25 protein-coding genes and 1 pseudogene are annotated in these 24,833 nt (G+C 64.7%); 18 read left to right on the top strand and 8 right to left on the bottom strand.

Annotated elements, in window-relative coordinates:
• Positions 1 to 92 precede the first annotated feature (92 nt).
• Positions 93 to 926, top strand: coding sequence for an alpha/beta hydrolase (locus GPT33_RS04055; RefSeq protein ID WP_296806052.1), 834 nt, complete (start codon positions 93 to 95; stop codon positions 924 to 926).
• A 194-nt stretch (positions 927 to 1,120) separates the two neighbouring features.
• Here GPT33_RS04055 and GPT33_RS04050 read toward each other — a convergent pair whose 3' ends face one another.
• Both GPT33_RS04050 and GPT33_RS04045 read right to left on the bottom strand, forming a co-directional pair.
• A complete protein-coding gene (locus tag GPT33_RS04050; RefSeq protein ID WP_296806051.1) occupies positions 1,121 to 1,591 on the bottom strand; it encodes a MaoC/PaaZ C-terminal domain-containing protein in 471 nt (156 codons plus the stop codon).
• 64 nt (positions 1,592 to 1,655) lie between these two features.
• A complete protein-coding gene (locus GPT33_RS04045) occupies positions 1,656 to 1,997 on the bottom strand; it encodes a hypothetical protein (protein WP_296806050.1) in 342 nt (113 codons plus the stop codon).
• Positions 1,998 to 2,337: 340 nt separating this feature from the next.
• Here GPT33_RS04045 and GPT33_RS04040 point away from each other — a divergent pair, with 340 nt between their 5' ends.
• The 3 genes from GPT33_RS04040 (at position 2,338) to GPT33_RS04030 (ending at position 4,589) form a co-directional block, all read left to right on the top strand.
• On the top strand, positions 2,338 to 3,102 hold the full coding sequence (locus tag GPT33_RS04040; RefSeq protein ID WP_296806049.1) for an ABC transporter substrate-binding protein: 765 nt from the start codon (positions 2,338 to 2,340) through the stop codon (positions 3,100 to 3,102).
• 148 nt (positions 3,103 to 3,250) lie between these two features.
• Positions 3,251 to 3,808, top strand: coding sequence for a TIGR02281 family clan AA aspartic protease (locus GPT33_RS04035; RefSeq protein WP_296806048.1), 558 nt, complete (start codon positions 3,251 to 3,253; stop codon positions 3,806 to 3,808).
• Between the two features lie 238 nt (positions 3,809 to 4,046).
• Positions 4,047 to 4,589 carry a TIGR02281 family clan AA aspartic protease gene (locus GPT33_RS04030; protein ID WP_296806047.1) on the top strand — a complete coding sequence of 181 codons (543 nt, stop codon included), beginning with the start codon at positions 4,047 to 4,049 and terminating at the stop codon, positions 4,587 to 4,589.
• 180 nt (positions 4,590 to 4,769) lie between these two features.
• Here the strand turns inward: GPT33_RS04030 and GPT33_RS04025 are convergent, their stop codons facing one another.
• Positions 4,770 to 6,329 carry a gamma-glutamyltransferase gene (locus GPT33_RS04025; RefSeq protein WP_296806046.1) on the bottom strand — a complete coding sequence of 520 codons (1,560 nt, stop codon included), beginning with the start codon at positions 6,327 to 6,329 and terminating at the stop codon, positions 4,770 to 4,772.
• A gap of 257 nt (positions 6,330 to 6,586) precedes the next feature.
• Here GPT33_RS04025 and GPT33_RS04020 point away from each other — a divergent pair, with 257 nt between their 5' ends.
• Both GPT33_RS04020 and GPT33_RS04015 read left to right on the top strand, forming a co-directional pair.
• A complete protein-coding gene (locus tag GPT33_RS04020) occupies positions 6,587 to 8,014 on the top strand; it encodes an SUMF1/EgtB/PvdO family nonheme iron enzyme (RefSeq protein WP_296806045.1) in 1,428 nt (475 codons plus the stop codon).
• Positions 8,004 to 8,927, top strand: a complete 924-nt coding sequence (locus GPT33_RS04015; RefSeq protein ID WP_296806044.1) for a PfkB family carbohydrate kinase — start codon at positions 8,004 to 8,006, stop codon at positions 8,925 to 8,927. The genes GPT33_RS04020 and GPT33_RS04015 overlap by 11 nt, the downstream gene beginning before the upstream one ends.
• A gap of 58 nt (positions 8,928 to 8,985) precedes the next feature.
• Here GPT33_RS04015 and GPT33_RS04010 read toward each other — a convergent pair whose 3' ends face one another.
• The 5 genes from GPT33_RS04010 to GPT33_RS03990 all read right to left on the bottom strand — a co-directional run bounded on the left by GPT33_RS04010 (position 8,986) and on the right by GPT33_RS03990 (position 14,376).
• Positions 8,986 to 9,843 carry a DUF429 domain-containing protein gene (locus tag GPT33_RS04010; RefSeq protein WP_296806043.1) on the bottom strand — a complete coding sequence of 286 codons (858 nt, stop codon included), beginning with the start codon at positions 9,841 to 9,843 and terminating at the stop codon, positions 8,986 to 8,988.
• A 28-nt stretch (positions 9,844 to 9,871) separates the two neighbouring features.
• Positions 9,872 to 10,912, bottom strand: coding sequence for an NADP(H)-dependent aldo-keto reductase (locus GPT33_RS04005; RefSeq protein WP_296806042.1), 1,041 nt, complete (start codon positions 10,910 to 10,912; stop codon positions 9,872 to 9,874).
• A 264-nt stretch (positions 10,913 to 11,176) separates the two neighbouring features.
• Positions 11,177 to 11,731: a hypothetical protein gene (locus GPT33_RS04000; RefSeq protein WP_296806041.1), complete on the bottom strand. Its 555-nt coding sequence runs from the start codon at positions 11,729 to 11,731 to the stop codon at positions 11,177 to 11,179.
• Between the two features lie 354 nt (positions 11,732 to 12,085).
• Entirely contained in the window at positions 12,086 to 12,805 is a 720-nt protein-coding gene (locus GPT33_RS03995; protein ID WP_296806040.1) for a response regulator, read from the bottom strand.
• Complete coding sequence (locus tag GPT33_RS03990; RefSeq protein WP_296806039.1) at positions 12,802 to 14,376, bottom strand: ATP-binding protein; 1,575 nt, start codon at positions 14,374 to 14,376, stop codon at positions 12,802 to 12,804. The genes GPT33_RS03995 and GPT33_RS03990 overlap by 4 nt, the downstream gene beginning before the upstream one ends.
• A gap of 306 nt (positions 14,377 to 14,682) precedes the next feature.
• Here GPT33_RS03990 and GPT33_RS03985 point away from each other — a divergent pair, with 306 nt between their 5' ends.
• From GPT33_RS03985 to trpC, 12 genes and pseudogenes are all read left to right on the top strand, one after another.
• Positions 14,683 to 15,162: a hypothetical protein gene (locus GPT33_RS03985; protein WP_296806038.1), complete on the top strand. Its 480-nt coding sequence runs from the start codon at positions 14,683 to 14,685 to the stop codon at positions 15,160 to 15,162.
• A gap of 330 nt (positions 15,163 to 15,492) precedes the next feature.
• Positions 15,493 to 15,930 carry a hemerythrin domain-containing protein gene (locus GPT33_RS03980; RefSeq protein ID WP_296806037.1) on the top strand — a complete coding sequence of 146 codons (438 nt, stop codon included), beginning with the start codon at positions 15,493 to 15,495 and terminating at the stop codon, positions 15,928 to 15,930.
• 294 nt (positions 15,931 to 16,224) lie between these two features.
• Positions 16,225 to 16,890, top strand: coding sequence for an energy-coupling factor ABC transporter permease (locus tag GPT33_RS03975; protein WP_296806036.1), 666 nt, complete (start codon positions 16,225 to 16,227; stop codon positions 16,888 to 16,890).
• A 13-nt stretch (positions 16,891 to 16,903) separates the two neighbouring features.
• Complete coding sequence (gene djlA / locus GPT33_RS03970; RefSeq protein ID WP_296806035.1) at positions 16,904 to 17,725, top strand: co-chaperone DjlA; 822 nt, start codon at positions 16,904 to 16,906, stop codon at positions 17,723 to 17,725.
• A gap of 508 nt (positions 17,726 to 18,233) precedes the next feature.
• Complete coding sequence (rpe, locus tag GPT33_RS03965; protein ID WP_296806034.1) at positions 18,234 to 18,917, top strand: ribulose-phosphate 3-epimerase; 684 nt, start codon at positions 18,234 to 18,236, stop codon at positions 18,915 to 18,917.
• Between the two features lie 142 nt (positions 18,918 to 19,059).
• On the top strand, positions 19,060 to 19,728 hold the full coding sequence (locus GPT33_RS03960) for a phosphoglycolate phosphatase (protein ID WP_296806033.1): 669 nt from the start codon (positions 19,060 to 19,062) through the stop codon (positions 19,726 to 19,728).
• A 270-nt stretch (positions 19,729 to 19,998) separates the two neighbouring features.
• Positions 19,999 to 21,492 (top strand): anthranilate synthase component I, encoded by a 1,494-nt coding sequence (gene trpE, locus GPT33_RS03955; RefSeq protein WP_296806032.1) that lies wholly within the window; start codon positions 19,999 to 20,001, stop codon positions 21,490 to 21,492.
• Between the two features lie 48 nt (positions 21,493 to 21,540).
• The gene (locus GPT33_RS03950) at positions 21,541 to 21,777 is read left to right on the top strand and encodes a DNA-binding protein (protein ID WP_296806031.1); all 237 of its coding nucleotides are present in this window, start codon (positions 21,541 to 21,543) and stop codon (positions 21,775 to 21,777) included.
• Positions 21,764 to 22,183 carry a type II toxin-antitoxin system VapC family toxin gene (locus GPT33_RS03945; RefSeq protein ID WP_296806030.1) on the top strand — a complete coding sequence of 140 codons (420 nt, stop codon included), beginning with the start codon at positions 21,764 to 21,766 and terminating at the stop codon, positions 22,181 to 22,183. Before GPT33_RS03950 ends, GPT33_RS03945 begins: the two co-directional genes overlap by 14 nt.
• Positions 22,184 to 22,295: 112 nt before the next feature.
• Entirely contained in the window at positions 22,296 to 22,901 is a 606-nt protein-coding gene (locus GPT33_RS03940; protein WP_296806029.1) for an aminodeoxychorismate/anthranilate synthase component II, read from the top strand.
• Positions 22,902 to 23,077: 176 nt separating this feature from the next.
• Entirely contained in the window at positions 23,078 to 24,118 is a 1,041-nt protein-coding gene (gene trpD, locus GPT33_RS03935; RefSeq protein ID WP_296806028.1) for an anthranilate phosphoribosyltransferase, read from the top strand.
• A 2-nt stretch (positions 24,119 to 24,120) separates the two neighbouring features.
• A pseudogene (trpC, locus tag GPT33_RS03930) lies at positions 24,121 to 24,833 on the top strand (indole-3-glycerol phosphate synthase TrpC); the annotation flags it as partial.

Raw genomic sequence — 24,833 nt, 5'->3', positions numbered from 1 at the left:
GCTCCGGAGCTGACCAGCCCGCAGTTGATCAGCCCGGATTCGAGAGCCCGGGCCCCGCTAAAGGATCGGCAGACCTCAACGGAGTCAAAAGCATGATCGAACGCGTGTCCATCGACGATATCGAAATCGCCTACCGCATCTCCGGGCCGTCCCGACACGGCGTCCCCGTGCTCATGATCATGGGCTACGGCGGGCTGATGGAGATGTGGCCTCCGACGATCGTCGAAACGCTGGCCCGAACACGCCCGGTCATCGTCTTCGACAATCGCGGCATGGGTTACAGCACGTCCTCGGATCAGGACTATTCGATCGCGCGTTTTGCCGCCGATGCCCATGCCCTGCTACGGGCGCTGGACATCGAGCGCGCACACGTCCTGGGCTGGTCCATGGGATCCTATATCGCGCAGGAGCTTGCGCTTGCGCACCCGGAGCGTGTCGAGCAGCTCATCCTCTTATCCGCATCCTGTGGCGGCGCGGAGGCGGTCTGGCCCGACGAGGCGGTCTGGCGGAGGCTGGTGGACATGTCCGGGACCCTCGAAGAGCGTATCCGCCGGATGTTCGAGAACCTCTTTCCACCCGAATGGCTGCGGGAGACCCCGGATCCGATGCAGGTCTTTCCGCCGATCACGGCACCGATCGACGACGCGAATCTGCTGCGTCAGGCCGACGCACTTCGCGCCTGGCCGGGCGTCTGCCCAAGACTGTCCGAGATCGTCGCCCCGACACTGCTGATGACCGGCACCGAGGATGTCGTCATCCCGCCGCGCAATGCGTGGATCATCGGCGAGCGCATCGCCGGCGCCTCCGTGATTCAGATCAAGGGTGGCGGACACGGGTTCTTCTATCAGGCACCTGAACAGACCGCCCGCTATCTTGCCGCCTTCCTCGACGGCGAACAGGTACACCCGCACCCCGGCGGCTTCTGATGCGACCTCCGCGCATTCCCACCCCGAACCCCGAACCCGATACCTTAAACCGCTCCCGTTGCGGTATGCGTAATGTGTTGGCGCGGTTTAAAGTATTTGAAAATATTAAGTTCTAAACCGCGTCTCACCGGGCTCGAGGATATCTCCGAAGCCAAACGCACAATAAAAACGACGCATGTCGTTCGGGACGCGGTTTAGCCTCCGATATTCTCCTCCCACCAAGCCCGATAGGCCGCGTCCGGCGGAACCACCTTGGCCGTTGCCTCGCTGACGCGGTTGCCCTCGGGATCGGCGATGGCGATCTGCATCTCGACGATTCCGCCGCGGATCAGGCGCGCGACCTCCAGCGTCACGACGAGCTCGTCGCCCGGATACAGCGGACGGCGAAGGCGCTCGGGCGAGAAGGTCAAGCCAAGGGTCCCGTCGCCCGGAAACTCGGTCCCGAAGAGGGCGGAGATACGGGTCTGCACGAGTCCGCCAGGGACGATGATGTCGCGGGCATCCGGGAACCGCACCCGTGCCGCGTCGAGGTCGCGATGGATCGCGTTGTGATCGGCGACCAGGGCACAGTAGCGGTCGACGTCCTCGCGGCTGAAGCTCAGCCGTGCTTCGTGGCGCATCCCGACCTCGAGCATCGCGGCGGTCAAACAGCGGGTTGGTGTCATGGATGGGATCTCCCTGCTGTCCTGCCGAATGCGGAAGGTGCGTTCGCGGCGATCGCGACGCCGCTCAAATGACTTCCAGTGCGCGGATCAGCGCCATCACATCCGGCTCTTCCGCCAGCTCGCCCTCCCAGACGCGGTAGAGGCGCGTGTCCGGCGGGGTACCGATGGTCAGCTCGGCGATGAATCCGGTCGCACCTTCGGGTGCCGGGTGTTCTCGCTGGTCGCCCAAGGCGTCGATCAGGGCGGCGATCTCGCGTGTCCGACGCTCGTCGAGCACGCCTTGGCGTGGCTTGTGACTGGTGTGGTCGCCGCAATCGACCCGATATGCACCCGTGGGCTCCAGGGTGATCTCCAGCGCATAGTCGTCCTGTCCGACGACCCGGTAGTAGACGCGCGGTAGTGACATGACGTGTTGCCTCCCTCGTAGTGGTGTGCCGGATTCGGGCGATTCCGAGTCCTGTCGATGCACGATAGTTTATACCGAGCGCACTTCGGTTTTTCGCATTGCACTCCCCGCACACGCCGGGCCGCCGTTGTGCCTCCTCGCCGCAGCAGCCGTGACGCCTCGTCGGCGCGCCTTGTCCCGACGCTCGCGGGACGCACCCTGCCCGCGAAAAATAGACATGCGCTCGGGGGACCCCGGACCGGCTTGCTTTTCACCCTGTCCGTTGGCACGCTCCGAGCCTGCCGGGCAGCTACAGGGCGCTTGGCGGACGACGAAAAACATAATGTTTAGGAGGAATTCGATGAAGTCTCGTTCTTTGGTGCCGCTCCTCGTTTTACTCGGAGCCGCCGCCGGCGCTTCCGCCCAGCCTTACGGCTACGCTCCGCCACCCATGCCACAGGGCTACGGCCCGATGCAGATGCCCTACGGCGGCGCTTATCCGGCAATGCCCGCCATGCCGGAAATGCCCGCTGCCCCGGCTCGCCCCACGCGTCCGGCCGAGCCGCCCGCGCGTGCGCAGACGGCTACGCCGGCCCGGGGTGAAGGGGCGCCTGCCGAGATGCCTAGGGGGCCTGCGGCCGAGGCCAGCGCGACGCTCAAAGAGGGCATGGATAAGCTCCTCGGCTTTCTGGCCCGCGAAGAGGTGCCGAATCGAGTTCAGGTCGCCGCCTTCCTCGACCGCGAGATCGCGCCCTATTTCGACTTCGAGCAAATGGCCAAGTGGGTGGCAGGTCCGGCGTCCGAAGGCATGAGTGCCGAGGATAAGAAGGCGATGGCCGCGCATCTGGAGGCAGACTTCCTCGGCACGCTGGCGTCCCGACTGATGGACTATCAGGGGCAGCAGATCCGCGTGTTGCCGCCCCGCATGGGCCCGCGCGGCGACGTCAGCGTCAACGTGGCGCTGCTGCGCGCGCAGAGCTATCCCTCCAAGCTCGAGTTTCGGATGTACAAATCGCCGACCGGCTGGCGCGTCTACGATGTCGTGGCGAACGGCCAAAGCGCGGCCGCCTATTATCGGGTGCAGTTCCAGCGTATGGCCGGACAGGGGGCCGTGCCGACGCGTTGATCCTCGACCCAGCCGCTCCGACCGAGCTGTGCCGGAAGGAGCGGTTCGGTCGGAGCGAACCACTTGAAGGAGACGCAGCCAAAGGCCATAGACTGGACCTTGCGAGAGGTCGCAACCGGCGATCATTTCGCCCGACCGGGAGCCGACGATGGATGGACCGATGAACAGCGCGCCGCCCGGCGCCGACGACATGCCCTCGAAAGTCGGACGGGTGATGTTGTTTGCAGCATGGATCGTCGGATTGGCGCTGCTGGCGATGTTCTTCGACGGCGTGATCACCGGCCGGGACAATCCCAACCCGGATCCGGTTGCGCTGCACAGCGGCAGCGGGGTCCCCGAAGTGCGCCTCGAACGCAACCGCGCCGGGCACTATGTCGCCGGCGGTCGGATCAACGGCGAAACGGTACGCTTTCTGATCGACACCGGTGCAACCGACGTGGCTTTGCCGCTGTCCTTGGCCGAGCGCCTGTCGCTGCCGCTCAGACCCGGCGGCATGAGCAAGACTGCAAACGGCATGGTACGCACCTGGACGACACGGCTCGACACCGTCGACCTCGGCGGATTGGTCGCGCACAACGTCCGCGCCACGGTCTTGCCGAACATGCCGGGAGACGATGTCCTTCTGGGCATGAGTTATTTGAGGCATCTGGAGCTGATCCAGCGCGGCGGTGTGCTGACGCTGCGTCCTCACCTCGGATCATCTTGATCCGCATCTCGGCGCCGGCCTCTCGCGCCGGCTCCGACTCTCGACGACAGCCCTCCGCGACTCCACGACACAACCTCGTCATCTTTATGGTTTCGGTTTAAGCTCGACCGATCCCGTACATCGGCGCGACGCTTCGAGCGCGATGACGGGCGGGCGGCCTGCGGCGATCCGGCCTCGTGATCGGGCTCGGAATCAACGCCGACGGCGTTTCATGGTTAGCGACGCACCCCGACAAACGATGATCAGACTGCACAGGATCCGAGACAACGCCGTCGCCTGGCTCAAACGCAAGCTGCCGATCCCCGTGTTTCTGCTGGCAAGTCTGCTGGTGATCCTGCTGGCGCGCGATCTGGCTGCGCGACGGGAGAATCCGAATCCGAACCCGGTCGCCTTTCTCGGCGCCGGCGACGTGCCCGAGGTGGTCCTCAAAGAGAATCAGGTGAGTCAGTACGTCACCACCGGGCGAATCAACGGAACCTCCATCGAGTTCTTGGTCGATACCGGGGCCGTGGATGTCGCTATGCCCTACATGGTGGCCCAGACGCTCGGCCTGACGCTCCAACCCGGCGGGATCAGCAAGACCGGCAACGGCGATGTCCGCACCTGGGTCGCGCGGCTGGAGAGTGTGGACGTCGGCGGGCTGGTCGCCTATGACATCAACGCGACGATCCTCCCAAACATGCAGGGCGATCAGGTCTTGCTCGGCATGGCCTACCTCAGACGCATGGAGCTGGTGCTGCGCGGCGGGGAGATGATCCTGCGGCCGTATTCAGGTGAATAAGTCACGATTCAAAAACAACCGAAACACGTAGGATGGGTAGAGCGAAGCGAAACCCATCCAGCCCGCGCCAAGGGCATCGGACCGACACCCGGCAACGCGGCGGTTTGGAGGATGGGTTTCGCTGCCGCTCTACCCATCCTACGTGTTCATCAAGGCGTTCGCCTTGTTTCTGAATCGTCCCTAACCGACCTGGAGCGCAACCCCGCCGCGCCTCGGATCGCCCGCGCCATGCGTGCTGCCGTCCGGAGAGACAGCCACACTGTGGGCGCCGCCGAAGAAGACGCTTCTGCGATTCCAGACCTTGAGCCCCGGCCAGTGCGTGCCGAGCGCGGCGATCGTCTCCTCCGTGATCGGCGGTTCGAGGTTCAGGACCCCGTCTTCGTAGTGCATCCTGGGCGAGGCCACTGCTGCCTCCAGATCGAGACCGAAGTCGATCAGATTAGAGATCACCTGCAGGATGGCGCTGCGGATCCGGTTGGATCCGGACGAGCCGGTCACAACCCATCCCCCGTCCGCCAGTGCCAGAAGGCTCGGCGCCATCATGGAGCTGATCCGCCGGTTGGTGGGCCAGCGATGAAAGCCGTGCGGGTTGATGTCCTCTTCCCCCAGCATGTTGTTGAGCATGATGCCTGTTCCGGGCAGCACATAGCCGGCGCCCTCCCCGTTGGAAAGGGTCACGCTGGCGAGGTTGCCCTCGCAATCGGCGACGCTGATCTGCGTGGTCCCGCGGCTGAAGGTCGCCGCGTCCTCCATGAGCCTGCGATAGGCTTCGGGGATGCTCGGGGCCAACTCAGAAAGTGGCGCCGAGAGCGGCTCGTCGCGCGCAGCCGGCTGCGCGCGACGCAGACGTTGGGTCAGCTCCTGAGCAAGGGCGAGCGCGTGCAGATGCTCGGGGCTGCCGCGTCCGAGTCGGACCGGCTCGACCACGTCGAGTAGCCCCAAGGCGACGCCGAGCAGAAACCCGCCCTGCGAGGGTGGCGGATTGGTGAAGAGGTGGGCTCCGCGATAGGGGTGGACGAGCGGTGCGCGGCGCTCGACCCGGTAGTCGGCAAGATCAGCCGCACTCAGATGTCCTCCGTGCTCGGCACAATCACGGACCAAGCGCTCTCCCAAGTCGCCGCGATAGAAGGGATCCGCGCCCTCGCGGGCGATCCGCTCCAGGGTCTCGGCGAGCTGCGGGTTGCGCAGCCGAGCCCCGATCGGGGCGAGCTGGTCGGGTTGATCCGGATCGGCATAGAGTGCGAGGGCCGCAGGGCTCGCGTGAAGGATCGGCGCGACGATCTCGGCGATATCCCGCTGGACGCGGTTCACGATCACCCCGTCGCGGGCGAGACGGCAGGCCGGCGCAACGATGGTCTCGAGCGGAAGCCGACATTGCTCACGATGGATCGCAACGACACCGGCGATCGTCCCCGGTGTCGCGATCGATCCTTGTCCGATGTGGAACTCCTGCGTGGCGTCGCCGAAATCGGCGAGGATCGGATAGAAGTCCAGCTCCTGCTCCGGGCGGTGTTGCTGCGGGGTCTGCGCGAAGAAGTCGAAAAGCACCGGCGCCGCGCCGGCGGGACGCGCGAGCAGGAAGCCGCCGCCGCCGAGCGAGGCCAGGACCGGCTCGGCGATGCAGGCCGCGCATAGCGCCGCGAGCGCCGCATCGAAGGCATTGCCGCCGGCACGCAGTGCCTCGACGGCTGCCTCGGCCGTCAACGGATGACCGGCTGCTACGCTACCGAGGGTAGTCATGGGAGCCGGAGTCCGGCTGGAGGTATTGAATGCATTGCCGGCCTCTTTTATGCCGATGGCGTGATCCGGAGACCGGGCGGTCGCCGCCCCTCCTGCTTGGTGTGTCGCGCGCTCGCTGCTGCCCGAGGCGGCGGGGTCGGTTCAACCCGGGGTGCAACCGACCCCCGATCATGCGAATCTTACGCGTCGGCCCCGCACTCGCGAGCCGAATGATCCGACGAAGGCGCCCGACGCTCAACCTACCCGATGCCCCCTGAATGGTCGACGAAACGAACCTACAGCTTCCGCAAGGCGATCGCACCGAGACCGAGTCACTGCGACAGGCATTGGGGCAGGCCTTGGGCGAGGTTCGTCGCGAGGCCCAGCAGGAGGTCGCGCGCATCAATCGCCAGTTGAGCGAGCACTCCGCGGTCGAGGGCGGAGCAGCCTCGGCCGCCGAGCAGCTCGCCCTGCGTCAGGAGCTCGAGAGCCTTCAGCGGACCCTCGGCGCGAAAGAGCAGGCCCTCGACGCGATCACCGAAGAGTGCCGACGTCTCGAGGACGTTTTGGAGGATCAGCATCTGGTCTTCGACGGCCTGCGCAAGGAGGTCGAGCGGCGCGATCTTTCCCTGAAGGCCGCCCAAGACGAGGTCGGCCGCTTGAGACAAGCCCTGCTCGACGTGCAGGCGCAGGGGAGCGAGCCGGCGGTGCTCGACACGGCACCGCCGCGTGGGCCCTCGGCCGCACCACCACAAGCCCGACGTCGCGTCATCAGGCTTGGCCTCTGGCCCCTGCTTCTTCTACCGGTGCTCGCGTTGCTCGTCATCTTCGTCTGGCTGCGTGCCGATCGCCCGCCGGCCCCCGGGGACCCGGAAACCGTTTCATCGGAGGCCCCTGCGACACAGACCGCGACCGGGGCGAGCGAGTTACCGCCCGGATCCGACCCAACGATCGAGCCTGTTGCGCCATCGATGGTCTCCGTACCGACACAGCGGGATCGGCTGCGCAACGGCGGCTTTGGTCCGACGCTCGCAAGGCTCCCGGGCGGGCGTTTTCGGATGGGCCGGAATCTCACGGTCGCAAGCGATTTCGGGCCGGCGCACGAGGTCGAGATCGCGCCCTTCTTGCTGGGTGTCTACGAAATCACCTTCGAGGAATACGATCGCTTCGCCCGCGCCGTCGGCCGCGGCCTTGCGAAGGACTTCGGATGGGGTCGAGGCAACCGCCCGGCGGTCGGCGTGAGCTGGGAGGATGCCCGGGCCTATGTGACCTGGCTCTCCCGCGAGACGGGACGCAGCTACCGCCTGCCGAGCGAGGCCGAATGGGAATATGCGGCGCGAGCCGGCGGGGGCGGATCCTACTGGTGGGGGTTCGGGCTGGAGCCGAATCGGGCGGCCTGCTTCGACTGCGGCAGCGCCTGGGACAACCGCTCGACGGCTCCCGTAGGGAGCTTCGAGCCGAGCCCTTTCGGCCTCCACGACACGGCGGGCAATGTCATGGAGTGGGTCGCGGACTGTTATCAGCCGGACTACGACGGCGCGCCGAGCGACGGGCGCGCCCGCACGGACGGTCCATGCACCTATCGCGTCGCGCGCGGCGGTGCGTTCAACAAACCCTCCGCCTCGATGCGGACCTACGTTCGCGCGCGCTTCGTTCCGGGAACGCGTCTGGGCATGCTGGGGTTTCGCGTTGCACGTGATCTCTGATGTGGCCGGGTCCGTTCGGGTGCGCGCGACCGGCTCCGTGCTGGGTATCGGCATTGCCGTGCTCGACCTCGTCAACGAGGTCGAGGTTTATCCCGCCGAGGACGACGAGGTCCGCGCCCTGGCCATGCGCCGGGTGCGCGGCGGCAACGTCACCAACAGCCTCGCCGTGCTGTCGCAACTCGGACACCCGTGCCGTTGGGTGGGCACCTTGGGCGACGACCCGGCGGCGGACCTGATCCTCGCCGACCTTGCCGGTCACGGCATCGAGGCCAAGGATGCGGTGCGCGTCCCCGGCGGGACCACCCCGATCTCTTCGATCCTGCTCAGCCGCGCCGGCGGCAGCCGGACCATCGTCCATTTTCGAGATCTTCCCGAGCTGAGTGCGGACGATTTCGGACGGGTCTCGCTCGATGGACTCGCCTGGGTCCATTTCGAAGGGCGCAACCCGCCGGAGACGGCACGGATGATCCGCCGTGTTCGCGAGGAGGCCCCTGATGTGCCGATCTCGGTCGAGCTCGAAAAGCACCGCCCCGGGATCGAGGCGCTGCTGAACGGCCCGCAACTCTTGCTGGCGAGTCGCGTCTTTGCGCGCGGCGGTGGATTCGAGGATCCAGGTGATTTCTTGGAGGATCTCCTCGTGCGCAGCGATGCACGGCTTTGCGTCGTTGCTTGGGGCGCACGAGGTGCCGCATCCCTTGTGCGCGGCGGTCATGTCCAGCGGGTGCCTGCCTACGTCCCGACGCGTATCGTCGATACCCTGGGTGCGGGCGATGTCTTCAACGCAGGGGTCATCCACGGTCTTGTGCAGGGCCTGCCATCCGGGGAGGCGGTCGTGCAGGCGGTCAAGCTCGCGGGGCTCAAATGCGGGCATTCGGGCGTCGTGATGGGGCGCGAATCGTCCCCTACGCCCTGACAGGCTGCCCAAGCGACGATTCGACCTCATCGTCCCCGAGTCTGGTCGTTCGAGTCCATCAGCCGATCGGATCCGCGATTGCGCCCTCCAGACAGTCCATCGCATCGGGCATCCCGAACCCCTTCTCCCGTTGCGTCCAGGCCCAAGCCGCCTGGATCGCGCACAGCAAGGCGTCGAGCCGGTCACCGCTCGGAGCCTCGGCGAGGCTCGGATCCGCCTCGACCTTCAGGCCGTAGACAGGCTGTGTCGCTCCGGCGCGGATCAGGTCGAGAAGCCTTTTCCTGGTCTCGTCCAGCTGTGCTGTCTGCTTGGACCGCGTGTCCTGTTTGTAACCCTGCTTGCCGATGAGCCGACGGGCGAGAACGCCGGGATAGGCTTCGACGACGATCCGCTCGGGGTCGCCGTCTTGGAGCCCCGGAATCCTCACGCCGGCCTTGCGCAACCGCGGTGCGCCCTCGAAGAACATGAGACCGACCGGGGTGCCGTAGAGCTTCTGCGGGCTGATCGCACCGGTTGCGCGATCCGTGGCGCGGCGATGTTCTTTGTCGCCCGGAAGACGTGCCGCCCTGTACCCATCCAGCGCGGTGCGGAAACCGTCACGGCCGAGTGCTGCGGCGTGATCCACGTAGCTCGCCCAGGTGCCGGGCCAGCCGATGTTCTCGATGAAGGTGCGCGATTGGCCGAACGGACAGTCGATCCCGGCGATCCAGGGCCCGGGTCGCTGCAACGCGGTCTCGAAACCCTCGAAGTCACGCCATTCGGTCAGCTCGCCTGACGTCAGTCGCACCCCGTCGAAACGGCACTCCAAACAGGTGATGGGCTTGCGGCGACTCGGTCGACTGGTGAAGTCGATACCGTAGACCTTCATTCCGGCGAGATCCGGCGTAGGTGCGAATTGATTCGCAAGTCGCGGCATGACGATGCGAAATCCGCACCTATCAGGTTCAAGGCGCCGGATTCGGCTGCCGCGTATGGATCGCTTCGATCTCCGCGATCACCTCATTCGAGAGCGTGAGATCCGCGCTGGCGAGGTTGGCTTCCAACTGCTCGGGGGTCGTGGCACCGATGATGTTGGACGTGACGAAGGGCCGGCTCGTCACCCACGCGAGGGCCATCTGCGCCGGGTCGAGTCCGTGGCGGCGGGCGAGTGCGACATATTCGGCCGTAGCACGCTCGGCCTGCGGGTTGGAATAGCGGTTGAAGCGCTCGAAGAGGGTGACGCGGGCACCGGCCGGGCGTGCGCCGTCCAGATACTTCCCCGAGAGCACGCCGAAACCGAGCGGCGAGTAGGCCAAGAGACCGCAGTCTTCGCGAACGGCGACCTCGGCGAGGCCGACCTCGAAGGACCGGTTCAGCAGACTGTAGGGGTTCTGGATGCTGACCATGCGCGGCAGGCCATGCTTGTTCGCGAGCGCGAGGAAGCGCATCAGGCCCCAGGGCGTCTCGTTGGAGACGCCGATGTGGCGGATCTTGCCGGCCCGGACCTGATCGGCGAGGACCTCGAGTGTCTCCAGCAAGGGGACGCTGTGCGCGTCATCCACCGGTGAATAGCCAAGCTTGCCGAAGTAATTGGTCTCGCGGTCGGGCCAGTGGAGCTGATAGAGGTCGATCCGGTCCGTCTGCAGCCGCTTCAAGCTGCCGTCCAATGCCGTCACGATATTGGCGCGGTCCAGCCGAGACTTGCCGCCGCGAAGATGCGGCAGCCAAGTGCCCGGACCGGCAACCTTGGAGGCTAGAACAACCCGGTCACGACAACCGCGCGACGCAAACCAGGTGCCGATGTAGGCTTCGGTTCGACCAATGGTCTCCGCTCGCGGCGGCACCGGATACATCTCGGCCGTGTCGATGAAGTTGATACCCACGGCGAGCGCGCGGTCGAGCTGGGCATGTGCCTCGGCCTCGTTGTTCTGCTCGCCGAAGGTCATGGTGCCGAGGCAAAGTGCGCTGACGCGGATGTCAGTGCGTCCGAGTGGTCTGAGCTCCATTGCGTCCTCCTCAATCGTGTCGATGATGGATCGAATCGCCCACGCACATGATCAAGCGAAGAGTCGCACTGATTCTATCGAATAAACAACTGGTCTTGGATGGTCGAGTGACACGCGATCGGCCGACCGCCGGACGAGCGCAAGCCTGCGGCTGCACAAGGCGTCGATCCCGGGGTGCGGCCCTAAAGGCCCAGTACCGCCGGGATCATCACTGTCGCCTCCGGTCGGAGCGTGCTCAACCGCCATCGGCCATGGCTCGGGGCATCAGAACGCCGGCCCGCGGCCCGTCTTGCCCGACGCGCAGGGTTCGCCCGGACCTCCGCGCTTGGACCCCGGTCCGCGGGCATCGAACCGTTGGAGCTGCTCCTCGGTCAGGACGGCCTTGATCTGCCCTTGGATCTCGTCTCGGGCCATGCCCGAGCCGTCGTTCTTGGTCTGCATGACGGTGCGCACTTGGGCGACCTGCTCCTCACTCAGATCCAGTCGGTCGGCGAGTCGATCGAGATGCCTTTCCATCCGAGAGTCCCGCTGCTCTTCGATACGTGCCTGTTGATCGGGCGTGAGAACGGCACCGATGCGTGCCTGCACCTCCTCACGCTGTTGTAGCGCCCTCGCGCGTTGATCCTCCAGGATGGTCCGGATTTCGCCCTGCTGCTCGCTCGTCAGGTCCAGGGTGCGGGTCATACGTTCGATGCGCTGGTCTGCGAACGCGCTCGGGTCGTGGTCAAAGCCGCGAGGTCCGGCCAGGACCGAGGTGGCCATGACTGCCGTGACGGCGAACGCCAAGGTTGCGGTGCGAAAGCTCTTGCCTGTGTTCATGATGTGTCACCTGTGATGTCTTCGTTGCGTCTCGGGAGGATCCCGATGGCATGTCGAGTCCAATCCCGACGCAGTGCAGGTTAGGTGACCAGGGTGCAGGAGCTGTGCAGCGATCGTGCAGATTTCGTGGAAGCCGGGTTCGCGAGCAAGCCCTCTAAACCGCGCCCGGTGCGATATGCGTCATGTGTTGGAATGGCTTGGCCGCGCCAGCCCCGACGACTGTCGGAGCTGGCGCGGTTTAAAGTCTTAAAAAAATATCAAATCCTAAACCGCGTCTCACCGGGGTCGAGGACATCTCCGAAGCCAAACGCAAAATAAAAACGACGCATCTCGCTCCGGACGCGGTTTAGTGGATCACTTGGATCCCTGCGAGACTGCCGCGTCGGTGTCGGGCTCCTCGTAGCGATAGCCGACACCGTAGACCGAGTGGATCAGCTCGACATCCGGCGCCAGCTCGGTGAGTCGGCGCCGGAGCTTCTTGATGTGGCTGTCGATGGTGCGATCGGACACGACCCGGTTGTCGGTGTAGATTCGGTCCATGAGGTGGTCGCGCGAGAGGATTCGGCCCGCGGCCTGATGGAGCGCGGCCAGCAATGCAAGCTCCACGGCAGTCAGCGTGATGATCTTGCCGTCGTGCGAGACCTGCAAGCGCTCCGGCTCGAGTGTCAAGAAACCGCTCCGGCGGTGCTCGAGCGCCCGGCTCGTTCGTCTCAGGACAGCCTTGACGCGGGCCACCAACTCCCGCGGGCTGTAAGGTTTGCAGACATAGTCGTCGGCACCCAGCTCAAGCCCGAGGAGACGATCGATCTCCTCGACCCGTGCCGTCGTCATGATGATGGGCACCTGAGCGCGGCTGCGCACCTCGCGACAGATGCTCAACCCGTCCTGACCCGGCAGCATGAGGTCGAGCAGGATCAGATCCGGTCCCTCTCGCTCGATCCAGGCGACTGCACCCGCGCCGGTAGCCAGGTGATGGACCCGGAAGCCGGCCGCACGCAGATAGTCGCCGACCACGTCGGCCAGGCGCTCCTCGTCCTCGACGATGAGGATCAACGGCAGTGCAGTTTGGTTCATTTGGATCTTACCCCTCGGTCCGCCGGCAGCTCGATGCGGATCGAACAACCGCCCGCTTCCGCAGCGTGCGCCTCGATGGTGCCGCCATGGGCCAGCACCACATTCTTCGCGATCGCGAGCCCCAGTCCGGCACCGCCCGTGTGGCGGCTGCGCGAGGCATCGACCCGATACAGCCGGTCGAAGAGCCGCGGCAGGTCCTCCGTCGGGACGCCGGGCGCAGTGTCTTCGAAGGTGATCCGATACCCTCCGAGCGGAGCTGCGTCCAAGGTCACCGTAAGCCCTCCGCCCGGGTCCGTGTAGCTCAGGCTGTTGTGAAGCAGGTTGCCGAAGAGTTGGGAGATGCGGCCGGCGTCCGCGTGCAGCGGAGCCCACCCGACCGGACCCGCGCCGCGCCGACCGGCGAGCCGATTGTCGAAGACCAAGGCAAGCCCTGCGGCCTCGAAGCGCGTCCGGAAGGCATCGATATCCTCGCAGAGGAGCTCGGCAAGGTCGATCTCCTGCATGCGGTAGGCGAGTGCACCGAGATCCGTCGTCGCGAGATCGTTGAGATCTTCGACCAGGCGCGAGAGCCGCAGCACGTCGCCGAGCAGGCGATCGACTTCCGCGCGCTCCAGCGGCCTCACGCCATCCTGCATCGCTTCCAGATGCGCCCGCAACAGCGCAATCGGCGTGCGCAGCTCATGCGAGATGTCCGCGACCCACTGACGCCGCGCCCGATCGTTGCGCCCTAAGGCATCCGCAAGCGCGTTGATGTCGCGGCCCAAGCGGGCGATCTCGTCGCCGCCCGCAACCGAAACGCGGGCGTCATAGTCCCCCGCTGCCAGCCGGCGAGCGGTCTCCTGAAAGCCTTGCACGGGCCGGATCAGACGACTGGAAAGCGGATACGCCAAGGCGGCTGCGAGTGCCAGCATGGCCAGCACGATCAGCCAGAGGCGCCCACCCTGACGCTCGACGAAGTGCAGATCAGCGAGCTCCGCGACCGGCGGACCCGCGATGACAGCAAGCTCGCCGATCCGCGTGCCGTCGAGGTCCAACGCAAAACGCCGCGTCTCGGACAACAGCTCGGGGCGTCCGTAAACCAGGGTGCCGTCGGCGTCGAGCAGCATCAATCGCATCTCGATCGGCGCCCCCTGATCCTGTCCCTCGTCGCGCAAAGCCAACGGCGGTGGCCAGATGAAGCCCTCGCCGCCGTCCACCTGATGATGCGGTCCGAGAAAGCGTCGCGCCCACGGCGGAGGGCGCGAGCCATCCCCCGGTCGGCCCCGACGCCCCTCGGCAGGCCAATCGCGCCCCAGCAGCGCGCCGAGCCACAGCCGCGGCGACTCGCGCAGCGACGCCCAGCTCCCCTCTCGGGCATAGATTTCGGTGAGACGATCGCCGATGACCTCGACCCGCGCGTGCTCGCGCGCCGCAGCCAGCTCGACCAACCCGCGTTGAAGCGACCAATGCACGAACGCCTGAGTACCCGACAAGACCAGAACGCAGGCGAGCAGAAGCGTGAGAAAGACCTTGGTGTGAATGGAGAACGACATCTTCACGGCAGCTCCGGACGCCTCGGCACGAGCGGCCATGAACGGGGTTTCGCAGCGGGTGCTGCTTCTGTCGAGTGAAGCGGACCGGGTCGACCCACGCTCGACGCACTCGACGCCGTCGCACGGCATCCGCTCTCGGTCGATGAGATGACGATAACAGGCGAGAGTGCACCAAAAAAGGAACGGCTCGAACCCGACGCTTTTTCTCTACATTTCGCAATGCGCAATGAACATCCGTGCGGTTCAATGGCGCTCCGACGAGCGCGAGGCCACGTCGTTCATCGATCCCAACCGGAGAGCACTATGACGATAAAACGCACTGTCGATCACGGATTCCGTCCCGGCATGATGACCCTATGCCTCGCGGCTGCAGTCTCGGCCCACGCGCAATCCTTCGCCGTCGACAACGGCGTGATCAGCGGCGTGACGGGTATCGAGATCCAAGGCAGCCTGTACGACGTCGCCTTCGCGGATGGCTCCTTCAATGGCGTTTACCCCGCTCAGCTCAGCGGTTACGGGCAGCTCGCACAGGAGGTCGCCCAAGTCCTCCTCGTCGCAAGCGAGAGCGGTGCACTCACGGCCAACCCCGGCGAGCAGCGAAATCTACAGCTCCTTGGATGCCGCTCCCGCGAATCCTGCACGGTCTTGATCCCCGAACACTCGACAGGCGCGGCGCCTTCGGCTCAAACGACCTACGCGGTCGAGGTGATCTATTCCCGGGATGGGTTCCGTTCAGTGACCTCCAAACTGTGGCCGTTCGACGCATCCACGGATACCGTGCACATGCCGGACATGCTGTACGCGATCATCACTCCTGCCCGCTAAACCGCGCCCGGTGCGATATGCGTCATGTGTTGGAATGGCTTGGCCGCGCCAGCCCCGACGACTGTCGGAGCTGGCGCGGTTTAAAGTCTTAAAAAAATATCAAATCCTAAACCGCGTCTCACCGGGGTCGAGGACATCTCCGAAGCCAAACGCAAAATAAAAACGACGCATCTCGCTCCGGACGCGGTTTAGCGGCGGTCGGTTCCGGGTCAAGAGCACGGTTTTCGGCTTTATTGGCCGTGACCCATCGCCTGACTCATGTCAAGGAATCGACGTTCGCGGCGCCGCAGAATCACCGTATCTCAAGCATCGGCAACGGAAAACAACGGAATGATGACGGCGATTACCGACACCTTCACCGAGGATCACCACCGCTGCGACCGTCTCCTCGCCGCAGCCGAAGCCAGTGCCGGCGGCTCGGATTGGTCCGCCATCGGTGCTGCCGCCGGAGCACTCGTCACCGCAATGGACCGTCACTTTGCGCTGGAGGAAGACGTCGTCTTTCCCGCACTCGCGCAGGTCTTTTTCGTCGCGGAAAATCCCATCGAGATCATGTGCAACGAGCACGCGCAGATGCGTCAACTCCTCTCCGAGATCGGCGAGGCGGTCGATATACGCGATAAGAACGCGTTGCTCGGCATCCTCGAGACGCTGCATTTTCTGGTGCAGCAACACAACTACAAAGAAGAGGGGATCATCTACCCGATGGCCGACGGGGCCCTGCCGGAGCGAGCGGCGGACGTGGCTGCCATGATCGCGGACGTTTGAGTCTCCACTAAACCGCGCGGACTCCGGAAGTCGCCAAGTCTGCCGGGATCGATCCCATCCAAAAACATCGCATACCGCGCTGGGCGCGGTTTAATTCTCCTCCCGCTGCCGATCCTTGCCGCTCAACTCGCGGCGTTTCTCCCTATATTTCACGCCGAACACCGATTCGGACACCGCAATCGTGCCTCTTCCGGTGAACCCTTCATTGCAGCCTCACCGTTGATCCACCCGAAAACTTGCCTAATTTCCGAAAGATGAGGTCAACTCGACCAAGCCACCTCCGACAGGCGCGACATGACGATCGACGGTACGCTGTTCTCGCCGGCCCTGCTCTGGGTCATGAATCTGCTCTTCGCCTTGCTCCTGCTGCTTGCCCTGAAGCTCACGCCGTGGCGGAAGCTTCGCGACATGGAGCAGTTGAACGTCTTTCTCGGGGCGGTCGTTGCGCTGCTCGTGCTCTGGCACATGGACGTTCAGGTGCAGTCCGGGTTGTCGTTTCATCTGCTCGGGGTGACGGCCATCACCCTGATGTTCGGGTGGTCGTTGGCGGTGATCGGGGCTGCGTTGGTGCTGCTCGGGGTGGTTCTGAACGCGGGAACGGGCTGGGACGGGTTCGCGATGAATGCCCTCCTCACGGGTGTCGTGCCGGCGACACTGACCCAGGTCGCCTTGATCCTGATCCGCTGGTATCTGCCCAAACAGTTTTTCGTCTATGTGCTGGTGAACGGGTTCTTGACCGCGGGTCTGGTGGGCGTGATGACGGGCTATCTGGCCGCTTGGTTGCTGGTGCTCAGCGGCGCTTACAGCTTCGCGGATCTCAGCGAAACGGTGCTACCCTTCTTTCCTTTGATGTTCATGCCGGAGGCCTTCCTGAACGGCTGGATCTTGGCCGTGCTGGTGGCGTTCAAGCCACAGTGGGTCTACTCCTTCAGCGATGAACAGTACCTGAAAGGAAAATAGGGGAGTTTTCGACATGGGTTGGGTCGGCACAGCCGTCGGCGGCGCCATCGGTCTGGTCGTAGGAGGTCCGGTCGGTGCGGTATTCGGTGCGGCCTTGGGTCAGGGTGTGGATCGGGGCTGGATCGGTGGCTCGCGGCGCCCGGCCTTGACGGGTGCGCAGCGGGCGCGGGTCCAGGCGCGTTTCTTCGAGACGACCTTCTTGGTGATGGGTCACGTCGCCAAGGCCGACGGGCGGGTCAGCGAGGCCGAGGTCGCCCTGGCGCGTTCCGTGATGGATCGGATGTCCTTGGGCACCGACCAGCGCCGCGTCGCGATCGATCTGTTCAACAAAGGCAAGTCGCAGGATTTCGATCTGGCGGGCGCCATCGCTGCACTGAAGGCGGTCTGCACGGGTCAGGGGACATTGATTCACCTGTTCCTCGAGGTGCAGCTTCTGACCGCGTACGTGGACGGCGCCCCGACACCGGACCAACGGCGCGCGCTCGAGACCATCCGGCGCGGACTCAACGTCTCTGCCTTCGCCTATCGGCAGCTCGAAAACCTTTTGGTGCTGCAGCAGCGGATGTATGCCGGTGCGACCGGGCAGGCCGGCCGCGGTAAGTCCTCGGCGGCGGCGAGACCGGCACCGCTCGCCAGCGCCTACGCGACCCTGGGCGTCGGTCCCAAGGCGAGCGACGCCGAGATCAAGAAGGCGTATCGGCGCCTGATGAGCCAGCATCACCCGGATAAGCTGATGGCGAAGGGTCTGCCGGAGGAGGCCATGCGGATGGCCTCGCAGAAGACGCAGGAGATCCGGCGTGCCTACGAGACCATCACGGAGGCGCGGGCGGCCTAAACCGCGTCCAGAGCGATATGGTGATTTTCGAGCTAAACCGCGTCCGGAGCGAGATGCATAGTTTTCATTTTGCGTTTGGCTTCGGAGATGTCCTCGACCCCGGTGAGACGCGGTTTAGAATTTAATATTCTTTAAGACTTTAAATCGCGCCAGCTCCGACAGTCGTCGGGGCTGGCGCGGCCAAGTCATTCCAACAAATGACGCATATCGCACCGGGCGCGGTTTAGCTCGACGTTTGGCGCATCCACGGCCCTTAGTCGGGACGCAGTTTTAAATCGTATATTTTTTAATATCTTAAACCGCGCCCGCTCCGGCGGCCGTCAAGTCTGCCGGGGCCGATCCCATCGAAAAACATCGCATGCCGCGCTGGGCGCGGTTTAGACGTGTGCGTCCGCGTGCCGAGTGAAAATCCGGCCCGCTTCGGTTAAAGTTTCTCACTTTCAACATCAAAACGGATCCGGGCCGAGGCGCGTGTGCCGCGGCGAGCGAGATCTTAGGGGACAACAGCATGACGCCTGATCTGATCGCACCGTCCATCCTCTCGGCGGATTTCGCCCGGCTCGGCGAGGAGGTCGACAATGTGCTCGCCGCCGGCGCGGACATCGTCCATTTCGACGTGATGGACAACCATTACGTGCCGAACCTCACCATCGGCCCGCTGGTCTGCGAGGCGCTGCGCAAGCACGGCGTGACGGCGCCCATCGACGTGCATCTGATGGTGAAGCCGGTCGATCGGATCATCCCGGACTTTGCCGCAGCCGGTGCGACATACATCACCTTCCACCCGGAAGCGAGCGAGCACATCGACCGCACCCTCCAGTTGATCCGCAACGAAGGCTGCAAGGCGGGTCTGGTCTTCAACCCGGCCACATCGCTGAGCTATCTCGACTATGTGATGGACAAGATCGATATGATCCTGCTGATGTCGGTCAATCCCGGCTTCGGCGGTCAGAGCTTCATCCCGGCAACGATGGACAAGCTGCGCGCGGCGCGCAAGATGATCGATGCGTCCGGGTTCGATATTCGGCTCGAGGTCGACGGCGGCGTGAAGGCGGACAACATCGGCGAGATCAAGGCGGCGGGTGCGGACACCTTCGTCTCCGGCTCCGGGATCTTCGGCAAGGGCCGCGACAGCGATCCGCATCGCTACGACAGCATTATCCGGGAGATGCGCGAGCAGATGGCGCGCTGAACCGCGTCCGGGGCTCAGGTCGGGGTGGGAGTTTGGTCGATGCGACCGCGCTTCCTTTCGCGATTCGAGTCGACGCGGTTCAGGTGATGAGGGGCCTGAATGGCTTGTCCGATTGTGTTCTTGAGCCTGGAGCTGTGATCGCATGCTGCGACCGAAGATGATCCTGATCGATGTGGACGGCACGCTGGTGGACAGCGTCCCGGATCTCGCCTTTTGTGTCGACGCCATGATGGCGCGGCTCGGCCGTCCGCCCCACGGGGAGACGGCCGTGCGCAATTGGGTCGGGAACGGCGTCGAGCGGCTGGTGCGCCGGGCGTTGATCGGACAGCTCGACGGCGAGCCGGACGAGGCGGATTTCGAGGCGGCGCTCCCGATCTTTCTGGATCTCTATGCGGAGAACACCTCCAAGCGCTCGGTGCTCTATCCGGGCGTGGTCGAGGGCATCGCCTTCATGAAGGGGGCGGGTTATCAGCTCGGTTGCGTGACCAACAAGGCTGCTCAGTTTACCGAGCCGTTGCTGCGTGATCTCGGCATTCGCGAGAATTTCGGCCTGGTGGTGAGTGGTGATACGCTACCGAAAAAGAAGCCGGATCCCCTGCCGTTGCTGCACGCGGCACAACACTTCGGGGTCGAGCCCGCAGAGGCGCTCATGATCGGCGACTCGGTGAGCGACGTGAAGGCCGCGCGCGCCGCCGGCTTCGGGATCATCTGCATGAGCTACGGCTACAACCACGGTCAGGATATCCGCGAGGCGAAGCCCGATGCGGTGATCGACTCCATGGTTGAGCTCGAGCAATTTCTGGCCGGATAATCTTTTGACCGCGTAGGATGGGTAGAGCGAGAGCGAAACCCATCCTACGGGTGTCGTTTTTTGTGGATCTCGGCGCGGTGAGGATGGGTTTCGCTGCGCTCTACCCATCCTACGGCTGTTGATGTTTGTGATGACTGCGGCTGGCGTTTGGGGTCGCGATTTCGATGATTGAACATGAGGCTTCGGACGATGCGAGCGATGAACGGGTGGCGATGGCGAGGTTGAGACCGCGTTCCGACCTGCCTTGATCCCTTTTGCTCGGAGACCCCGATGACCCCCGCTGCCTTTCGTGCCCTGGCCGACCAGGGCCACAACCGGATTCCGATCCTGCGCGAGGTCCTTGCCGACCTCGACACCCCGCTCAGCGTCTATCTCAAGCTCGCCGAGGGGCCTTACTCCTATCTGCTCGAATCCGTGCAGGGCGGGGAGAAGTGGGGGCGTTATTCCATCATCGGTCTGCCCTGTCGTACGCTGCTGCGGGTGAGCGGCCGCGAGATCCGTGTCGAGCGTGACGGCGCGGTCATCGAGTCCGTCGAGACGGCGGATCCGCTGGCCTGGATCGATGCCTACCAGAATCGCTTCAAGGTTGCCGATCTCGCCTGTCTGCCTCGCTTCACCGGCGGTCTGGTCGGCTATTTCGGCTACGACACCATCCGCTATATCGAGCCGCGTCTGGCGACTTGTCCCAACCCGGATCAGCTGCAGACACCGGACATCCTGCTGATGGTCTCCGACGAGGTGGTCGTCTTCGACAATCTCAGCGGACGGATGTACATCATCCTGAACCTCGACCCGAGCGCCGGGGATACCCTGGAGGCCGGCGAGGCGCGCATCGACGCCTTGTGCGAGCGGATGCGCGGCGGTGCGCCGCGACGCTCGTCCGAACCGGGGCGCACGGTAAGCGAGACCGACTTCGTCTCCGGGTTCACCGAGGATGGCTTCAAGCACGCGGTCGAGCGCATCAAGGACTACATCCTGGCCGGCGACTGCATGCAGGTCGTCATCTCGCAGCGCCTGTCCATTCCCTTCCAGGCGCCGCCGCTGGATCTGTATCGGGCATTGCGCGGGCTCAATCCATCGCCCTACATGTATTTTCTCGATCTGGGCGATTTTCACATCGTCGGCTCCTCGCCCGAGATCCTGACCCGGCTCGAGGACGGCGTGGTCACGGTCCGCCCGATCGCCGGCACGCGCCGTCGCGGCGAGACCGAGGCCGAAGACCAGGCACTCGAAGCCGAGCTTCTGGCCGATCCCAAGGAGCTGGCCGAGCACCTGATGCTGATCGACCTGGGTCGCAACGACGCCGGGCGCGTGGCCGAGATCGGCAGCGTGCGTGTGACCGACAAGATGATCGTCGAGCGCTATTCGCACGTGATGCACATCGTCTCCAACGTGGTCGGCGATCTGCGCGACGGCATGAACGCCATCGACGTTCTGCGCGCGACCTTCCCGGCCGGAACCGTCTCCGGGGCGCCCAAGATCCGCGCGATGGAGATCATCGACGAGCTGGAACCCGTCAAACGCGGTATCTACTCGGGCGCAGTCGGTTATCTCTCCTGGAACGGCAACATGGACACGGCGATCGCGATCCGCACCGCCGTGATCAAGGACGGCATGCTCCACATCCAGGCCGGCGCCGGCATCGTGGCCGACTCGGTCCCGGACGCCGAATGGAAGGAGACCATGAGCAAGGGCCGCGCGGTCTTTCGCGCCGTGGCCCTGGCCGAGGCGGGGATCGAGCTGGGTGCCGGGCGGGTCGCTTGAGCCTCGGTTTGCTATCATTGCAAGCATGCTGGTTCGCGGAGCGGGCTCATGGCCAATCTCGTCGTCAGGAATCTTGACCAAAGCATCGTCGAGGCGCTCAAACGTCGGGCGGCCGTCCGAGGGCGCAGCGCCGAGGCCGAGCATCGTTTGATCCTGGAGCAGGTCTTGCTGCATCCGCCCAAGCGCAGCTTTGCCGAGGTACTGGCATCCATGCCGGATGTCGGACGCGACAGCGACTTCGAGCGCACGGAGGCGACGGAGGGCGCAGACGGTGTATTTGATTGACACCAACGTCGTCAGCGAGGCGCGCAAGGCATCCCGGGCCAACCCTGGCGTGCGGCGCTTCTTCGCTGCCGCCGCGGCCGATGCGCAGCGACTGTATCTTTCGGCGGTCACGGTCGGGGAGTTGCGCCGCGGTGTCGAGCTGATCCGCCATCGAGGCGACCAAGCGCAGGCGGCGCGGCTGGAAGACTGGCTGAGTCGGATCCTGACCGACTACCAAAGCCAGATCCTGAGCCTGGATGAGGATATCGCCCAGGTCTGGGGCCGGTTGAGGGTGCCCCGTCACGAGAACGCGCTCGACAAGCAGATCGCGGCCACTGCGCTGGTCTACGACCTGACCCTGGTCACCAGGAATATCGATGATTTCGTCGGGACAGGGGTTCGGATCCTCAACCCGTTCACGGCATAATCGAATCAATCGAGCAACAGGCGTCCGACGCAGGCAGTGTCCATCTTTCAAGAAGATCGACGGACGGGATGCGCGACAACCGATTCACGTCACAACGAGTCTTTTCATTGTCATGCTCTTGATGATCGACAACTACGACTCCTTCACCTACAACCTGGTGCAGTACCTGGGCGAGCTGGGTGCGGAGGTGCGCGTGGTGCGCAACGATGAGCTGAGTCTCGACGAGGCGATTTCGCTCGCGCCCGAGCGGATCGTGATCTCGCCGGGCCCCTGTACGCCGAACGAGGCCGGGATCTCGGTCCCGCTGATCCAGGCGATGGCCGGGCGCGTGCCCATCCTCGGCGTCTGTCTGGGGCATCAGTCGATCGGCCAGGCGTTCGGCGGACATATCATCAAGGCGCCGAGCGTGATGCACGGCAAGACCTCGGCGATCCACCACACGAACGTCGGCGTGTTCCACGGACTGGATAACCCCTTCGAGGCGACCCGCTACCACTCGTTGGTGATCGAGCAGGAGACCCTTCCGGAGTGTCTGGAGGTCACGGCCTGGACCGAGACGGCCGAGGGCGAGCGCGAGGCCATCATGGGCGTGCGCCATCGCGAGCTTGCGGTCGAAGGCGTGCAGTTCCATCCGGAGTCCATCCTGACCCGGCACGGGCACGACCTTCTCAAAAATTTCTTACAAACCGCGCTAAACCGCGTCCATTCCGACTGTTGATGTCGGCGGCGATGTCGACGCCGCAGTTCTCCAGTGGGCTGTTGAGACGCGGTTTAGGATATTTAAAGAATAATTTAAAAATAATCACTTAAAACGCGCAGCTCCGGCAGTGAATACGCATGACAAGGTCGACCCAACATGAAACCCTCACCTAAACCAAAAGGCGCGTTTTAATCATGGAGCTGAAAGAGGCGATCAACCGCTGCCTGGAACACCGTGACCTGACCGGCGACGAGATGACCTCGGTCATGCGCACCATCATGACCGGCGGGGCGACATCCGCGCAGATCGCCGGCTTCCTGATCGCCTTGCGTATGAAGGGCGAGGCTGTCCCCGAGATCGCGGCGGCGGCGGGCGTGATGCGCGAGCTGGCGAGCGGCGTGGACATCGGCGGGCTCGATCATGTGGTCGACATCGTCGGTACCGGCGGCGATTCATCGGGGACCTTCAACGTCTCGACCACCAGCATGTTCGTCGCAGCGGCGGCCGGTTGTCATGTCGCCAAGCACGGCAACCGGTCGGTTTCCAGTCGCTCGGGCGCGGCCGATGTGTTGGAGGCCGCGGGTGTCCGTCTGGATCTGACGTCCGAGCAAGTCGCGCGCTGCGTGCGCGAGGTCGGCGTCGGCTTCATGTTCGCGCCGGGTCATCACAGCGCCATGAAGCATGCGATCGGTCCGCGCAAAGAGCTGGGCGTGCGGACAATCTTCAACGTCCTGGGTCCGCTGACCAATCCCGCCGGTGCGCCCAATCAGGTCCTCGGTGTCTTCAGCGAAGAGCTGCTTGAACCGCTAGCCTTGGTGCTGCAGCGTCTCGGCAGTCGTCATGTCATGGTGGTTCATGCCCGCGACGGTCTGGACGAGATCAGCATCGGCGACATCACAGACGTGGCCGAGCTGAAGGACGGCGTGATCCACCGCTACGCCATCCATCCCGAAGACTTCGGTCTCAAGCGAGCGGATCTTGATGCGATCCGCGTCGGGGATCCGGCCGAGAGCCTGGTGATACTGCGTGGCGTGCTCGCCAACGAGGCGGGTCCGGCACGGGATATCGTTCAGCTCAATGCCGGCGCGGCGATCTACGCCGCCGGCCGTGCCGAGAATCTCGCCGCCGGACTGGCGCGAGCCGACTTCGCCATCTCCAGCGGCGAGGCGGAGCGTCGGCTTGAGCGATTGATCGAGCTGACGGCGAGTTTCGATCGCGCGAAGGGCGGCCATTGACGATGAGCGACACGCCCGACATCCTCAAAAAGATTATTCACCGGAAGGTCGAAGAGGTCTCCGCCCGGTCGGCGCGCGTGCCGCTCGATCGCCTCGCTGCAGGCTTACACGAGGCCGATCCGCCGCGCGGATTTGCCGCCGCGCTCCGCGCGAAGGTCGACGCGGGCGCCCCGGCGGTGATCTCCGAGATCAAGAAGGCCAGTCCCAGCAAGGGGGTGCTGCGCCGGGATTATCGGCCCGCCGAGATCGCGCAGAGCTACGCCCGCAACGGCGCGGCCTGTCTCTCCGTGCTGACAGACCGTGATTTCTTCCAGGGTAGCGACGAGGATCTCAAGGCGGCGCGCGCGGCCTGCACCCTGCCGGTGATCCGCAAGGACTTCATCGTCGACCCTTATCAGGTCTACGAGGCCCGAGCTTAAGGTGCAGACTGCATCCTGCTGATCGCGGCCTGCCTGGACAATGCCCGGCTCGCCGAGCTGAATGCTCTGGCCGGACAGCTCGGATTGGACGTGCTGGTGGAGGTCCACGACGCGGAAGAGCTGGAACGGGCGCTGTCTGTCCCTGGCCGGCTGATCGGGATCAACAACCGCAATCTGCGGACCTTCGAGGTGACGCTGGACACGACGCTTGGACTGTTGGATCGGGTCCCGAGCGACCGGCTTCTCGTCACCGAGAGCGGTATCCTGACCCCCGAGGACGTCGGGCGGCTGCGTGC

Origin of the sequence: Thiocapsa sp., from assembly GCF_011390875.1 — a bacterium.
Classification (GTDB): Bacteria; Pseudomonadota; Gammaproteobacteria; order Chromatiales; family Chromatiaceae; genus Thiocapsa.
The sequence above is the reverse complement of the archived record's forward strand: the minus strand, read 5'-3'. Positions and strand labels throughout refer to the sequence as shown.

Bases quoted from the DNA above. Each gene is read 5' to 3' on its own strand.
- GPT33_RS04010 (WP_296806043.1), bottom strand. From the start codon at position 9,843: ATGCCGCGACTTGCGAATCAATTCGCACCTACGCCGGATCTCGCCGGA.
- GPT33_RS03980 (WP_296806037.1), top strand. From the start codon at position 15,493: ATGATGACGGCGATTACCGACACCTTCACCGAGGATCACCACCGCTGC.
- GPT33_RS03950 (WP_296806031.1), top strand. From the start codon at position 21,541: ATGGCCAATCTCGTCGTCAGGAATCTTGACCAAAGCATCGTCGAGGCG.
- GPT33_RS04040 (WP_296806049.1), top strand. From the start codon at position 2,338: ATGAAGTCTCGTTCTTTGGTGCCGCTCCTCGTTTTACTCGGAGCCGCC.
- GPT33_RS04045 (WP_296806050.1), bottom strand. From the start codon at position 1,997: ATGTCACTACCGCGCGTCTACTACCGGGTCGTCGGACAGGACGACTAT.
- GPT33_RS04020 (WP_296806045.1), top strand. From the start codon at position 6,587: ATGGTCGACGAAACGAACCTACAGCTTCCGCAAGGCGATCGCACCGAG.
- djlA (WP_296806035.1), top strand. From the start codon at position 16,904: ATGGGTTGGGTCGGCACAGCCGTCGGCGGCGCCATCGGTCTGGTCGTA.
- rpe (WP_296806034.1), top strand. From the start codon at position 18,234: ATGACGCCTGATCTGATCGCACCGTCCATCCTCTCGGCGGATTTCGCC.
- trpD (WP_296806028.1), top strand. From the start codon at position 23,078: ATGGAGCTGAAAGAGGCGATCAACCGCTGCCTGGAACACCGTGACCTG.
- GPT33_RS03990 (WP_296806039.1), bottom strand. From the start codon at position 14,376: ATGGCCGCTCGTGCCGAGGCGTCCGGAGCTGCCGTGAAGATGTCGTTC.
- GPT33_RS04030 (WP_296806047.1), top strand. From the start codon at position 4,047: ATGATCAGACTGCACAGGATCCGAGACAACGCCGTCGCCTGGCTCAAA.
- GPT33_RS04055 (WP_296806052.1), top strand. From the start codon at position 93: ATGATCGAACGCGTGTCCATCGACGATATCGAAATCGCCTACCGCATC.
- GPT33_RS03975 (WP_296806036.1), top strand. From the start codon at position 16,225: ATGACGATCGACGGTACGCTGTTCTCGCCGGCCCTGCTCTGGGTCATG.
- GPT33_RS03960 (WP_296806033.1), top strand. From the start codon at position 19,060: ATGCTGCGACCGAAGATGATCCTGATCGATGTGGACGGCACGCTGGTG.
- GPT33_RS04000 (WP_296806041.1), bottom strand. From the start codon at position 11,731: ATGAACACAGGCAAGAGCTTTCGCACCGCAACCTTGGCGTTCGCCGTC.
- trpE (WP_296806032.1), top strand. From the start codon at position 19,999: ATGACCCCCGCTGCCTTTCGTGCCCTGGCCGACCAGGGCCACAACCGG.
- GPT33_RS03985 (WP_296806038.1), top strand. From the start codon at position 14,683: ATGATGACCCTATGCCTCGCGGCTGCAGTCTCGGCCCACGCGCAATCC.
- GPT33_RS04035 (WP_296806048.1), top strand. From the start codon at position 3,251: ATGGATGGACCGATGAACAGCGCGCCGCCCGGCGCCGACGACATGCCC.
- GPT33_RS04025 (WP_296806046.1), bottom strand. From the start codon at position 6,329: ATGACTACCCTCGGTAGCGTAGCAGCCGGTCATCCGTTGACGGCCGAG.
- GPT33_RS03995 (WP_296806040.1), bottom strand. From the start codon at position 12,805: ATGAACCAAACTGCACTGCCGTTGATCCTCATCGTCGAGGACGAGGAG.
- GPT33_RS04005 (WP_296806042.1), bottom strand. From the start codon at position 10,912: ATGGAGCTCAGACCACTCGGACGCACTGACATCCGCGTCAGCGCACTT.
- GPT33_RS04050 (WP_296806051.1), bottom strand. From the start codon at position 1,591: ATGACACCAACCCGCTGTTTGACCGCCGCGATGCTCGAGGTCGGGATG.
- GPT33_RS03940 (WP_296806029.1), top strand. From the start codon at position 22,296: ATGCTCTTGATGATCGACAACTACGACTCCTTCACCTACAACCTGGTG.